Consider the following 12,069-nt stretch of genomic DNA (forward strand, 5'->3'; position numbering starts at 1 on the left):
TACGGCCGGTCGTCGTCCTCTACAGCGTCGTCCTCTGCGACAATCGGCCGTATGACCGAGTACCGGATCGACGACCTCGCCCGCGCCGCTGGCACGACGGTCCGCAACGTGCGCGGATACCAGGATCGCGGCCTGATTCCGCGCCCGGTCCGACGCGGACGGGTCGCGATCTACACCGATCAGCACCTCGACCGACTGCGGGTGATCAACGATCTGCTGGGCCGCGGTTTCACGATGGCGCACATCGCGGAGTTCGTGGCCGGCGTGGAGCGCGGCGACGACCTCGTCGAGGTACTCGGCCTGGAGGGGCTGATCACCGAGCCGATCGAGCGGACGCCCACCGCGCAGGTGCCCGCCGCGGAATTGAGCGAACAGCTCGGCGACCCCGAGCCCGAAGTGCTGCAAGAACTTCGGGCGTTCGGACTGATCAGCCCGATCGACGACGACCCCGTCACCGAGTACCTCGTGCACGACACCGAGACCCTGGATGCCTACCGGTCGATGATGGCGATCGGCATTGAACTGCCCTACATCCTCGGTCTGCAGCGGCAGCTCGAGGACGACCTGGCCGTCGCCGCCCGCACGCTGATCACCGCAGGCCGCGGCGCGATCACCGAGGGTCGCTTCGACGGCTGGATCCCGGAGAGCGACGAGGAGTCCGACTGGGCGGCGTCGTTCATCCAACAGCTGCGCCACACCGGCCGGGTCACCGCCCACAACAGCCTCAATCGCGCCCTCGACCGTGAACTGACGCGCCAGCTCGACGACTACCTCTCCATCGCCCGTTCCCGCCGCCGATAGCCGATCTCCCGCCCGAAAACCTTTCCCACCTGCACGAATAGCGATCTGTACAAACGTACATGTACATTTGTACAGATCCATTCCCCCAGGCGAGGACCCCCGATGAACACCGCCCCGCGCGAGCCGAACCCTCGTCGCCAGCAGATCGTCGCCGCCGCGGCCGACCTCCTGCGCAACGGCGAAGGCAAGCTCACCCACCGCCGCGTCGCCGAGCACGCCGGCGTCCCGCTGGGCTCGACGACCTACTATTTCGCCTCGCTCGACGACCTCGTGGCAGACGCCTTCGCGCACCTCGCCGCCGAGGTGGAGACTGATCTCGCCGAAACAGCCCAGCTCATCGAGGACAGCGACCGCACCCCCGAGGCGATCGCCGGACTCCTGCACGGCTACCTGTCCGATCAGCAGCAGGTACGTGCCGAGGCCGCCCTCTACGCCGCCGCCCTGGTGCGCCCCGAACTCGCACACCTGAGCCGACTGTGGTTCGACGGGATCGTCGAGGTCCTCAGCGGCCTCACCGACCGCGACTCCGCGCGGCTCATGGCCGTCTTCCTCGACGGCGCCTGCATGCACGCCGCCATCAACGACACCCCCCTCGAGCTGCGACTGCTCGAAGACCTCTCCCGCACCCTGATGCCCGAAGCAGGACAATCGTGAACCTTCTCGCCACCCCCGCCAGCCGTCCGGACGGCACCCTGACCGCCGACCTCCCCGCATGGCGACGCTGGTCCGCGCTCGGCGTGCTGTCGTTGGCGCTGCTGACCGTCGTGATGGACCTGACGGTCCTGAACGTCGCCCTGCCGTCGATCAGCGCCGAACTGAGACCGTCTGCGACACAACAGCTCTGGATGGTCGACGCTTACTCCCTGGTGTTGGCCGGGCTCCTGATCTCGATGAGCGGGCTCGCCGACCGATGGGGCCGACGGCTCCTCCTGATGTGCGGCTTCGCGGTCTTCGGCCTCGCCTCGCTCCTCATCCTGTGGGCCGACTCGTCGGGCGGCGTGATCGCGCTGCGCGCCCTGCTCGGCCTCGGCGGCGCGATGATCATGCCGACCACCCTGTCCATGCTGCGGGTGCTCTTCACCGACACCCGCGAACGCACCCTGGCCATCGGAGTCTGGGCCGCGGTCTCCGCGGCCGGCGCCGCCGTCGGCCCCATCATCGGCGGCTTCCTGCTGGAGCACTTCTCCTGGCACGCGGCCTTCCTGGTCAACGTGCCGCCGATGGTGCTCGCGCTCATCGGTGCCGTGGTGCTACTCCCCGAGTCGCGGGTGGCCACCACCGCCCGCTGGGACGGACTCGGCTCGGTGCTGTCGATCAGCGGCGTCGCGGCGCTGGTGTGGTCGATGAAGGAGTTCGGCAAGCGCTTCGTGAACGACGGCCTGGCCAATCCCGCAGCCTGGATCGCCCTGATCGCCGCGGTCCTGCTGCTCACCTGGTTCGTGCTCCGGTGCCTGCGCATTCCCGACCCGCTCCTCGAGGTCCGGCTGTTCCTGCGGCCGCAGCTGACCGCAGGCGTGCTGGCCGCGCTGTTCTCGATGATCGCGATGGGCGGTGGGCTGCTCCTGCTGGCGCAGTGGCTGCAGCTGGTGGAGGGCTACACCCCGCTGGAGGCCGGCCTCCGGCTCATGCCGTTCGCCGGCGGCGCGATCATCACTTCCATCTCCGCCCAGTACCTTTCCGACAAGCTCGGCGCACGCGCCGTCATGGGCATCGCGATGCTCCTCCCGGCAGTCGGGTTCGGACTGCTCTACCTCGCCCCCACACCGCTGGGCTACGGCTGGGTGGCCGTCGCGATGATCCTCCAGGGTGCCGGTGCCGGAGCCCTCACCATCGGGTCGGCCATGATCATGGGCGCCAGTCCGCAGGAGAAGGCCGGCAATGCGGCCGCCATCGAGGAGACGGCCTACGACCTGGGCAACGTCTTCGGCGTCGCCTTCCTCGGCACCATCGCCGCGGTGCTCTTCAGTTCCAAGGTAGGGCCCGACGTCCCCGGCGCCGACCAGTCCCTGGCCGCCGCACTGGAGATCGCGCAGGCCACGGGTTCGGCCGAGCTCGCAGCCGTGGCCCAGTCGTCGTTCACCGAGGCCATCAGCTTGGTCGGCCTGATCGGCGCCGTCCTCTTAGCCGCAGCCGCCGTCGCCGTCTACCTGCTGACCCCACGCGGCCTGGACCTCGACGTCCAGCACTGATCAGGCCGGTTCGAGGTCGGAAGCCTCCTCGTCGACGGCGGCAGTACGACTGACAGCCCAGCCGAAGGCCGGGGCCACGATGTACATCAGGATCGAGTAGACCGCCGCCGGGATCGCCACCATCGCGTTGTCGAGCACGCTCAGCGCGATGGTCAGGGCGATGGTGGTGTTGTGGATGCCCACCTCCATCGAGGTGGCGATCGCCTGCGGCCGCGACAGCCGCAGCGCCAACGCCAAACCGTAGCCCGCGGACAGACTGAGCAGGCAGAACAAACCGGTGACCAGTCCGACCTGGCGCGCATAGTCGAGGACGTTCTCGCGCTCCCCGACGATCGCGCCGATGGTCACCGCGACCAGCACGATGATCGAGAACAACCGGACCGGCTTATCGGCCTGCTTGGCGAAGTCCTCCCAGCGGGCGCGCACGATCATGCCGATCACCACCGGCACCAGGACCAGCGCGATCACCTGGGCGACCTTGCCGAACTGCAGACCAAGCTCGCCGTCGACGTCGAAGTAACCGATCGCCAGGTTGGTGATCAGCGGAATGCTGAACGCGGCGAGCACCGAGTTGATCGCGGTCAACGAGATGTTCAGCGCCACGTCGCCGCGGAACAAGTGGCTGAACAGGTTCGCGGTGGTGCCGCCCGGCGAGGCCGCCAGCAGCATCACGCCCACGGCCAGCATCGCCGGCAGGTCGAAGGCCAGCACCAGCCCGAAGGCCACCCCCGGGAGCACCACGATCTGCAGGATCAGCGCGCCGACCACCGCGCGCGGCGACCGGGCGACGCGCGCGAAGTCGGCGGTGGTGAGCGAAAGCCCCAAACCGAACATGATGATCGCCAGCGCGATCGGCAGCCCCGTGGTGATCAATGCCGAATCCTGCACCGCAGGCTCCTCGTCTCCCGTCCACCGTCGATCACAGTGATCTGCGTCGGCGTCGGGTCAGACGAGATCCCCGTCACCCTAACTGGTGACGGACTCAGCGGCGATAGGTGGTGGTGTACGCGGCCCGGGCCTCCGGCTTGTCGGCGGCCACCTCGTACACATTCAGGGTGAGCGACGACGGTTGCACGTCCATCGTCATGAAGCCGCGGTCGGTGTAATTCTCGTACTTCGCCCGGAACTCGCCGCTCGACTTGCTGTGCACCGTCTTGGCCGCCGCACCCGAGACGATCTGCTTGGTCCCCTTGAAGCCGGGTACCGCGTCGATCACCTGCTGGCTGTGGTCGTGGCCGGACAGCAGGAAGTGCGCCCGTCCCGCCACGTGCTTGTCGAAGAACTCCTTGAGCGGCTGCCCGTTCATCGGCGCGGGCAGGCCGTCGTAGGCGCCGGCCGGGCCGTGCGGCCCGTTGTTGGCGTACGGATGGTGGGTGCACACCAGCTTCCACGGCGCCTTCGAGGTCGCCAGCGCCCGGTCCAGCCACTTCGCTTGCCGCGTCATGTAGTGCCCGCCCGGCTCCCACTCCGGCGAGAGGAACGGCGGAATGTAGGCGGCCAAGGGGTTGCCGTCGACGACGAAGATCTCGGCGACACCGAGGTTCACCGAGTAATAGCGCGCCGGCATGTAGAACCGCCGCGACCGCTTGGCGTAGTCCACTTCCTCGTTGCCGCGCAGCAGCCAGCCGCCGTCGCCGGGGAACACCGCCGTGTTGTCGTGGTTGCCCAGCGCCATCAGCCAGGGAAAGTCCAAGCCCGCGTTGGGCTTCTCGAACTTGGTGTGGAACTGGGCGTCGTCCGGCCCGTCCGGGCCGCTCTCGTAGATGTTGTCGCCGAGGCCCACCGCGATGTCGAAGGGTTTGGCCGCGTGGATCTTTCGCGCCGCCTTGGTCACCGCGTACTGCGGCGCCTCGCCGGTACCCGCGTCGCCGGTCACCAGGATGTGCAGGCTCTGGGTGTCCGAGCCGGGCATCGGGAAGCGGGGGGCCGCCGAGGCCGTGCCGGACGAGAACTTGCCGAAGGTGGCCGCGGCACCGGCCGCTGCGGCGGCGCCGACCAGGAACGAACGGCGCTTCACGCCGGAGTCGGCCGGCTGGGGAATGTTGTCGGTCATGTCCGGAATGGTGCCACGGACAGGTGAACGACGACCGCGCTTCCTCGTCGTCGGCCGGCTACTCGTCGTTCACTTCGCGGGCACCGAGTCGTGCCCACTGCAGAACCCGCCATCGGCGGGAACTAGCCGAGAAACAGGTAGACGAGCAGCAGGCCCCACCCGACGACCATCGCCCCCCAGCACCAGGTACAGGGCCCGGCGGTTCTCCTCGGCGGTGGCGCTGACGGTGAGCGTGGGTCCGCCGAAGCCGCCGAACGCGTAATTCATCTCCAACAGGGCACCCGGCACCACCTCGGCGTCCAACTCCGCCAGGTGCTTGATCTCCGGCCCGTTCCGAATGAAGACCCGGAAGTGGTACCGCCCCGGAAGCACCGGCACCTCGATGCGCCCCCATCGCACCGGCACCAGTTCGTAGCCGTTGAGTTCGATGCTGACCAACGACGTCGCGAGCACCGGGTTGAAGACCCGACCGAAGGCGCAGTTGATCGCCGCACCCTCGGTGATGCGCTGGTCGAGCGGCATCTTGCCGGGCGAGATCGGCAGCGGCGACGGAATGGGCCAGAAGAGAGCCGGTGACGGGAATCGAACCCGCGACGGCTGCTTGGGAAGCAGCAGCGTTACCACTACGCCACACCGGCACTGCACCGTGAGAACGTCGTGCGACGGACCCGCGGGGTGCGCCCGCAACACTAGCAAACCCGCGGCGGCCGGGTGCGCACCGACCACGTCCGATAACCTCGAGTCGTGCTGCTTTCCGACCGCGACATCCGCTCCGAAATCCAGGCCGGGCGCCTGGGAATCGATCCCTACGCTGCCGACCTCGTGCAGCCGTCGAGCGTCGACGTCCGGCTCGACAGTCTGTTCCGCGTCTTCAACAACACGCGGTACACCCACATCGACCCGGCCCAGCAGCAGGACGAACTGACCACCCTGGTGGAACCCGCCGAGGGCGAACCCTTCGTCCTGCACCCCGGCGAGTTCGTGCTCGGCTCCACCCTCGAAGTGTGCAGCCTGCCCGACGACCTGGCCGGACGCCTGGAGGGCAAGTCGTCCCTCGGCCGCCTGGGACTGCTGACGCACTCCACCGCGGGTTTCATCGACCCCGGCTTCTCCGGCCACATCACGCTGGAGCTGTCCAACGTCGCGAACCTGCCGATCACTCTCTGGCCGGGCATGAAGATCGGCCAGCTGTGCCTGATCAAGCTCTCCTCTCCGGCGGAGAACCCGTACGGCTCCGCGGCCGTCGGCTCCAAGTACCAGGGGCAGCGCGGCCCCACCCCGTCCAAGGCGTATCTGAACTTCCAGAAGTGACCGTGCGACGACGATGACCGAACCCACCCCGCAGCGCCCCGTCTGGCTCGACGATTTCACGATCCCGGCCGACGCCGCGGGCGCCGTGGTGGCCGTCGACTTCGGCGACGACGGACTCTGGGCCGCCCGAATGGGCGCCGACGGCCGGGTGGAACAGGTGGCCGTCGAACCGCGGATCACGCCCTCGGTGCTCGACATCCGTGTGGCGTCCTATCTGCACCACGGCGAGGCGGTCCCCGGCACCGACGACCCGCAGGTGTTCGCCGAACTGCTCGACCTCTGCCGCCGGGCCCGCACCGTCCTGATCGAGCGCGACAGCGTGATCCTGATGGGCACCGAACACCTGCGCCTGGTGACGATCACGCTCGACACCGCGATGGCCGCCACCGTGCCGGAAGTGAACCGCGCCAACGGATTGATCGTCGAACTCGCCGGCCGCGAACCCGTCGCCGCGGTCTTCCTCGGCCCGGGGATGGACCTGTGGCCCGGCCTGTGGGAGACCCTCACCGATCGCGGCTTCGCGCTCCTCGGACCCGACGATCCGTTCCCGGAGACCTTCGTCGGCGACGACGAGGCCACCCGCGCCCTGGAAGCGCTCCCGGAAACACCGACCTCGCTGGCGTGGGCCACGGCACCGGCCGAAGCACTGCCCGACGCAGCGGCTGCGGCGGAGTTCGCCGAGCGGGCGCCGTCGGCCGCCGCCGCCCGCCGCACCCGGGCGCTGCTGACCGCTGCGGCCCTTGCCGTCATCGCCCTCGGCGGTATCGGGCTGGCCGCCGCGACGATGACCGGCGACGACGATTCTCCACCAGCCGCGGCGGAATCCGGCGCGACGGCCGTCTCGACCCCCGAGCAGGGCGGCGACGAGGCGCCGATCGCCGCCTCGCCCAGCGAACTGCGGGCCGCACGAGCGCCGATGAAGCGGTACGTGCCGCCCAAACCCACATCGAGTTCGACCACCAAGACGTCCGAGGCGCCGCTGGGACCGCAGCCGCGGCCCCGCCCGCGGCCGGACAATCGCCGCACCATTCCCAATCCGATTCCGGGTCTGCCGCCGATCATCATCGGCTGACGTCGCCGGCGAGCTTCCCCGCCGGCGGCGTCCGTCGTCAGGCCGGGCGCGACACCTTGGTGAGGCGTCGCGAACCGGCGGCCACCTTCCACGACTGGCCGTGTCGGAACGGCGAGCGGCGCACGGATCGGTCCGTGACGAAGTACCAATCCATCTGCGCCGCAACCGGACTCACCGTCAACACGGCATAGCCGTGCGCGTCGGTGTCCACCCAGCGCGTGTGCCGGTTGGTCGCCATCAGCGCCGCCGACGCCGGCGCGCCCAGGGCCTGTTCGGGTACCGACACCATGTCGTCGAGGTTGTTCGACGTCACCGACGTCACCACGAACTCGGTGGCGAGGCTGCCGGCGCCCGGATAGTTCGCGGGCTCGCGCGGCACCTCGCACGCCCACGACATGTGGATGTCGCCGGTGAGGAAGACCGCGTTGCCGCCGGTGCGCTGCGCGATCGCGGCGAGCAGCGTGCGACGGTCCGCGGTGTAGCCGTCCCAGGCGTCGGCGTTGAGGGACACCCCGTTGCGCGGCAGACCCAGCAGTTCGGTGAGGATCCGACTGCGCTCGGGATCGAGCGGCGGCAGCAGGATCGGGGAGATCATCACCGGATTCCCGATCAGCTGCCAGGTGGTCGGCGAGCTCTCGATCCCGCCGGTGAGCCAGGTCATCTGTTTCCGGCCGGTGATCGACGACGACGCCGAGTCCGTCTTCGACGACGTGGCCGGCACCTGCTTGTCCCGGTAGCTGCGCAGATCCAGCATCGACAGCTCCAGCAGCGTGCCGTAGCGCAGGCGCCGGTACAGGTGCCGCCCGGTGCCGTCGACCTGCGGCCGCACCGGCATCCACTCGTAGTAGGCCTGCTCGGCGGCGGCCTTGCGCGCCGCCCATGCGCCCTGGGTCTTCGGGTCGTGGTTCTCGGCGCCGCGCAGCCACGCGTTGTCGGCCGACTCGTGGTCGTCCCAGGTGCAGATGAACGGGTGCGCCGCGTGCGCGGCCTGCAGGTCGGGGTCGGTCTTGTACTGCGCGTGCCGGATCCGGTAGTCCGCCAGCGAGACGATGTCGCGCGCGGGCTGGTGGGTGCGGACCGGGCCGTGCTTGCCGCCGTACTCGCCGGGCCCGTACTCGTAAAGGTAGTCGCCGAGGTGCACCACCGCGTCGAGTTCATCGCGCTGCGCCAACTCCCGGTAGGCGCCGAAGTAGCCGGCCTCCCAGTTGGCGCAGCTGGCCACGCCGAACTGCACGCGGCGCACGTCGTCGCCGGCGGCCGGGGCAGTCTTGGTGCGCCCCACCGGGGACACCTGGCCCGCGGCCGCGCCGTCGAGCACCCGGAACCGGTACCAGTAGGCGGTCTTGGGAGCCAGGCCCGCGGCGTCGACCTTGACCGTGTGGTCGCTCGCGGCCGTGGTGACCACGGTGCCGGTCGCCGCGATCGACGTGAACTCGCGCGCAGTGGACATCTCCCAGCGCAGGTTCACCGGTCCCCCGCGGCCCGAGCCGGGAGCGGCAGCCGCCTCCGGCGTGACACGCGTCCACAGAATCACCCGATCGGCGAGCGGATCGCCGGACGCCACCCCGTGGACGAAAGCACCGCGGCCGCGCGCGGGGCGCGCCCCGGCGGGAACCGCGTCCACCGCCCCGACACCGAGCACCCCGACACCGGCGGCACCGGCCGCGGCGACGAAGGTACGACGAGAAAGGTTGGCCGAGAGTCGATTTCGCACGCGGCCCACCTTGGCCACCCGAGGTGACGCGTCGGTAACCTCCGCGCGTCTCGGCGGTGGCCCTACCCTGAAGAGATGGTCGACGTCAGCACTCTGCGCGCAGCCCTGCCCGAGACGATGGTGGTGACCGACCCGGACATCTTGGCCGCCTACCGCTTCGATCGGGCCGAGGATCCGACCGCCGGGACCCCGCTCGCCCTGGTCCGGCCGCACACCACCGCCGACGTGCAGACCGCGGTGCGCTGGTGCGCCGAGCACCGCGTCCCGATCATCACCCGCGGCGCGGGCACGAGCCTGTCCGGAGGCGCCACCGCGGTCAGCGGCGCGGTGATGATCACCACCGAGAAGATGCGCGGTGTGCAGGTCGACACCACCACGCGCACCGCCGCCTGCGCGCCGGGCATGCTCAACGCCGAAGTGAAGGCGGCGGCCGCCGAGCACGGCCTCTGGTATCCGCCGGACCCGTCGTCGTTCGAGATCTGCACCATCGGCGGCAACGCGGCGACCAACGCCGGCGGGCTGTGCTGCGTCAAGTACGGCGTGACCGTCGACTACGTCCTGGGCCTGGAAGTGGTTCTCGCCGACGGTCGCGCGGTGCGCCTGGGCGGCAAGCAGCTCAAGGATTCGGCGGGCCTGTCCCTGACCCGCCTGTTCGTCGGCAGCGAGGGCCTGCTCGGCATCCTCACCGAGGTCACCGTCCGGCTGCTCCCGCCGCAGCCCGCCGCGTGCACCGTGGTCGGCGTGTTTCCGACGGTGCGCGCAGCGAGCCAGGCGGTGCTGGCGGTCACCGCGCAGACCCGTCCGGCGATGCTCGAGTTCATGGACCACACCTCCATCAACGCGGTCGAGGACATGCTCAACATGGGCCTGGACCGGTCCGCCGGCGCGATGTTGATCGCCCAGTCCGATGCCCCCGGCCCGGCTGGCGTCGCCGAGGTGGCGCTGATCGAGGAGGCGTTCCGCGCCCATCAGGCGGACGAGGTGTTCACCACCGACGACCCGGAGGAGGGCGAGGCCTTCACCGTCGCCCGCCGGGTCGCCATCCCCGCGGTGGAACGACGCGGGTCACTGCTGCTGGAGGACGTCGGCGTTCCCCTTCCGGCGCTGCCCGATCTGGTCGACGGCGTCGCCGCCATCGCCGCCGACAACCGCGTCACGATCGCGGTGATCGCCCACGCCGGGGACGGCAACACCCATCCGCTGATCGTCTTCGATCCCACCGACGCCGACGAGGCCGGCCGCGCACAGCTCGCCTTCGACCAGATCATGGGGTTGGCCGTCGAGATGGGCGGCACCATCACCGGCGAGCACGGCGTCGGCCGGTTGAAGAAGGGCTGGCTGCCCGCCCAGGTCGGCGCCGACGTGATGGAGCTGACCGCGACCATCAAGCAGGCGCTGGATCCGCACGGACTACTCAACCCCGGCGTGATGCTGTAGTTCGCGCCGATCCGTACCGGGGTCGGCCACTTCTCGGTCAGAATGTCCGAATGGCCATCCTGACCGCGGTGATCGTCATCGCGACCCTGATCGCGATGACCAGTGGCCGGATGCCCGCGGTCTTGGCGTTGATCATCGCCCTCCTGGTCGCGGGCGTCGTCGGAATCGCCACCCCCGCACAGCTTTTCGCCGGGTTGAGCAACGGCGGTGTGATCACCATCGCCGCCATGCTGGTGATCGCGAAGGGCGTGCTGGCGACCGGCGTGGTCTCCCGCGTCACCTTCCGACTTCTGGCGACCGTCACGACGCCGCGTCAGACACTGCGGCGGATCGTCCCGCCGATCGGCATCATCAGCTCGCTCATCAACACCACGCCGATCGTGGCCATGCTGATTCCGGCCACCAAGGAGTTGCAGCAGCGGTCGGGGGTGCCGGCCCGGTCGGTCCTGCTGCCGGTGGCCCATGCCACCACCCTGGCCGGTTCGATGACCCTGATCGGCACCAGCTCCAACCTGATCATCGCGGGCATGGCCGCCCCGTACGGCGTGAACATCACCATGTTCTCGTTCGTGCCGGTGGCGGCATCGCCGTGATCGTGAGCTCGCGGTACCTGTTGAAGGGCAAGCCGAAACCCCCGACGAAAGACCTGCGCTGGCGCGCCGAGATCCCGCTGTCCAGCCGCTCGGTGAGCGTCGGCCGCACCGCCGCCGATGTCGGGATCGCGCGCACCGGCGAATACGAGTTGATCGACGTCCGCCGGTGGGGCAAGTCGGTGGTGACCGACAGCGTTCTCGAAGAGGGCGACGTGCTGGTGTACCGGACCAGCGAAACCGGCGTGCGGATGCTGTGGGAGAGCCCCCACTTCGGACAGGCAAGGCGCCGCAGCCGGGCAAGACCTGGATCGCCCTGGGCGTGCTGCTCGGCGAATCGTGGCCGCCTCGTTCGGTCTGGCCCCGGTGGAGTTGGCGTCGTCGATCGGTGCGGTGGCGATGGTGGTGACCGGAGTGCTGACACCGCGGTCGGCGGTGCGCGCCCTGGACTGGAACATCCTCGCCATCATCGCCGGTTCCATCGGTCTCGGCGTGATGGTGATCGAGAGCGGCCTCGGCGGCTATCTGTCCGACGCCATCATCTACCTGTCGGCGGGCAGCATCCCGTTGATGGTGACGGTGATCGCGCTCGGCACCACGCTGCTGACCAACCTCGTGACCAACGCCGCGGCGGCGAGCATTCTGACGCCCGTAGCCATCACCGTCGCGAACTCCATGGGCCTGAACCCGATGGTCGTGCTCATCCGCATCGGCACCTGTATCTCGTTCACCTTCCTCAACCCGTTCAGTCACCAGTCGAACCTGATGGTGATGGAGCCGGGCAAGTACACCGTCGCGACGTTCGTGCGCTTCGGCGTTCCGATCACCCTGGTGAGCCTGGCCACCGCGTTCGGCGTGGCCTGGCCGCTGCTCGAGTTCTGGGCCTGATCGCTCGAACTCAC

At 69.5% G+C, this 12,069-nt stretch carries 12 protein-coding genes and 1 tRNA gene; 8 read left to right on the forward strand and 5 right to left on the reverse strand.

Annotated elements, in window-relative coordinates:
• Positions 1-51 precede the first annotated feature (51 nt).
• The 3 genes from ABD989_RS14520 to ABD989_RS14530 all read left to right on the forward strand — a co-directional run bounded on the left by ABD989_RS14520 (position 52) and on the right by ABD989_RS14530 (position 2,990).
• Entirely contained in the window at positions 52-801 is a 750-nt protein-coding gene (locus tag ABD989_RS14520; RefSeq protein WP_246993637.1) for a MerR family transcriptional regulator, read from the forward strand.
• A gap of 102 nt (positions 802-903) precedes the next feature.
• Complete coding sequence (locus ABD989_RS14525) at positions 904-1,455, forward strand: TetR/AcrR family transcriptional regulator (protein ID WP_246993636.1); 552 nt, start codon at positions 904-906, stop codon at positions 1,453-1,455.
• Positions 1,452-2,990 (forward strand): MFS transporter, encoded by a 1,539-nt coding sequence (locus tag ABD989_RS14530; RefSeq protein ID WP_308221342.1) that lies wholly within the window; start codon positions 1,452-1,454, stop codon positions 2,988-2,990. The genes ABD989_RS14525 and ABD989_RS14530 overlap by 4 nt, the downstream gene beginning before the upstream one ends.
• On the opposite strand, the gene ABD989_RS14535 is transcribed toward ABD989_RS14530, so the two are convergent.
• From ABD989_RS14535 to ABD989_RS14550, 4 genes are all read right to left on the reverse strand, one after another.
• The gene (locus ABD989_RS14535) at positions 2,991-3,878 is read right to left on the reverse strand and encodes a bile acid:sodium symporter family protein (protein WP_246993635.1); all 888 of its coding nucleotides are present in this window, start codon (positions 3,876-3,878) and stop codon (positions 2,991-2,993) included. It lies immediately after the preceding gene.
• 94 nt (positions 3,879-3,972) lie between these two features.
• Entirely contained in the window at positions 3,973-5,043 is a 1,071-nt protein-coding gene (locus tag ABD989_RS14540) for a metallophosphoesterase (RefSeq protein WP_345314030.1), read from the reverse strand.
• Positions 5,044-5,112: 69 nt separating this feature from the next.
• Positions 5,113-5,565 carry a hypothetical protein gene (locus ABD989_RS14545; protein ID WP_345314031.1) on the reverse strand — a complete coding sequence of 151 codons (453 nt, stop codon included), beginning with the start codon at positions 5,563-5,565 and terminating at the stop codon, positions 5,113-5,115.
• A 45-nt stretch (positions 5,566-5,610) separates the two neighbouring features.
• A tRNA-Gly gene (locus ABD989_RS14550) sits at positions 5,611-5,681 on the reverse strand.
• Between the two features lie 106 nt (positions 5,682-5,787).
• Here ABD989_RS14550 and dcd point away from each other — a divergent pair.
• Together dcd and ABD989_RS14560 are read left to right on the forward strand one after the other, a co-directional pair.
• Positions 5,788-6,354 (forward strand): dCTP deaminase, encoded by a 567-nt coding sequence (dcd, locus tag ABD989_RS14555; RefSeq protein WP_246993632.1) that lies wholly within the window; start codon positions 5,788-5,790, stop codon positions 6,352-6,354.
• A 13-nt stretch (positions 6,355-6,367) separates the two neighbouring features.
• Positions 6,368-7,426 carry a hypothetical protein gene (locus ABD989_RS14560; RefSeq protein ID WP_246993631.1) on the forward strand — a complete coding sequence of 353 codons (1,059 nt, stop codon included), beginning with the start codon at positions 6,368-6,370 and terminating at the stop codon, positions 7,424-7,426.
• Between the two features lie 37 nt (positions 7,427-7,463).
• Here ABD989_RS14560 and ABD989_RS14565 read toward each other — a convergent pair whose 3' ends face one another.
• Complete coding sequence (locus ABD989_RS14565; RefSeq protein WP_345314032.1) at positions 7,464-9,140, reverse strand: alkaline phosphatase D family protein; 1,677 nt, start codon at positions 9,138-9,140, stop codon at positions 7,464-7,466.
• A gap of 75 nt (positions 9,141-9,215) precedes the next feature.
• Here ABD989_RS14565 and ABD989_RS14570 point away from each other — a divergent pair, with 75 nt between their 5' ends.
• From ABD989_RS14570 to ABD989_RS14580, 3 genes are all read left to right on the forward strand, one after another.
• A complete protein-coding gene (locus ABD989_RS14570; protein ID WP_345314033.1) occupies positions 9,216-10,577 on the forward strand; it encodes an FAD-binding oxidoreductase in 1,362 nt (453 codons plus the stop codon).
• Positions 10,578-10,627: 50 nt separating this feature from the next.
• Positions 10,628-11,170 (forward strand): SLC13 family permease, encoded by a 543-nt coding sequence (locus ABD989_RS14575; RefSeq protein ID WP_345314034.1) that lies wholly within the window; start codon positions 10,628-10,630, stop codon positions 11,168-11,170.
• Positions 11,171-11,506: 336 nt separating this feature from the next.
• Positions 11,507-12,055 (forward strand): SLC13 family permease, encoded by a 549-nt coding sequence (locus ABD989_RS14580; RefSeq protein WP_345314035.1) that lies wholly within the window; start codon positions 11,507-11,509, stop codon positions 12,053-12,055.
• Positions 12,056-12,069: the final 14 nt, after the last annotated feature.

This window comes from Gordonia alkaliphila (assembly GCF_039542465.1).
In the GTDB taxonomy this organism is placed as follows: Bacteria; Actinomycetota; Actinomycetes; order Mycobacteriales; family Mycobacteriaceae; genus Gordonia; species Gordonia alkaliphila.

What these genes read in the sequence shown, in the direction of transcription:
- ABD989_RS14520 (WP_246993637.1), top strand. Translation starts at nt 52, where the DNA reads ATGACCGAGTACCGGATCGACGACCTCGCCCGCGCCGCTGGCACGACG.
- ABD989_RS14525 (WP_246993636.1), top strand. Translation starts at nt 904, where the DNA reads ATGAACACCGCCCCGCGCGAGCCGAACCCTCGTCGCCAGCAGATCGTC.
- ABD989_RS14540 (WP_345314030.1), bottom strand. Translation starts at nt 5,043, where the DNA reads ATGACCGACAACATTCCCCAGCCGGCCGACTCCGGCGTGAAGCGCCGT.
- ABD989_RS14545 (WP_345314031.1), bottom strand. Translation starts at nt 5,565, where the DNA reads ATGCCGCTCGACCAGCGCATCACCGAGGGTGCGGCGATCAACTGCGCC.
- ABD989_RS14560 (WP_246993631.1), top strand. Translation starts at nt 6,368, where the DNA reads ATGACCGAACCCACCCCGCAGCGCCCCGTCTGGCTCGACGATTTCACG.
- ABD989_RS14570 (WP_345314033.1), top strand. Translation starts at nt 9,216, where the DNA reads ATGGTCGACGTCAGCACTCTGCGCGCAGCCCTGCCCGAGACGATGGTG.
- ABD989_RS14575 (WP_345314034.1), top strand. Translation starts at nt 10,628, where the DNA reads ATGGCCATCCTGACCGCGGTGATCGTCATCGCGACCCTGATCGCGATG.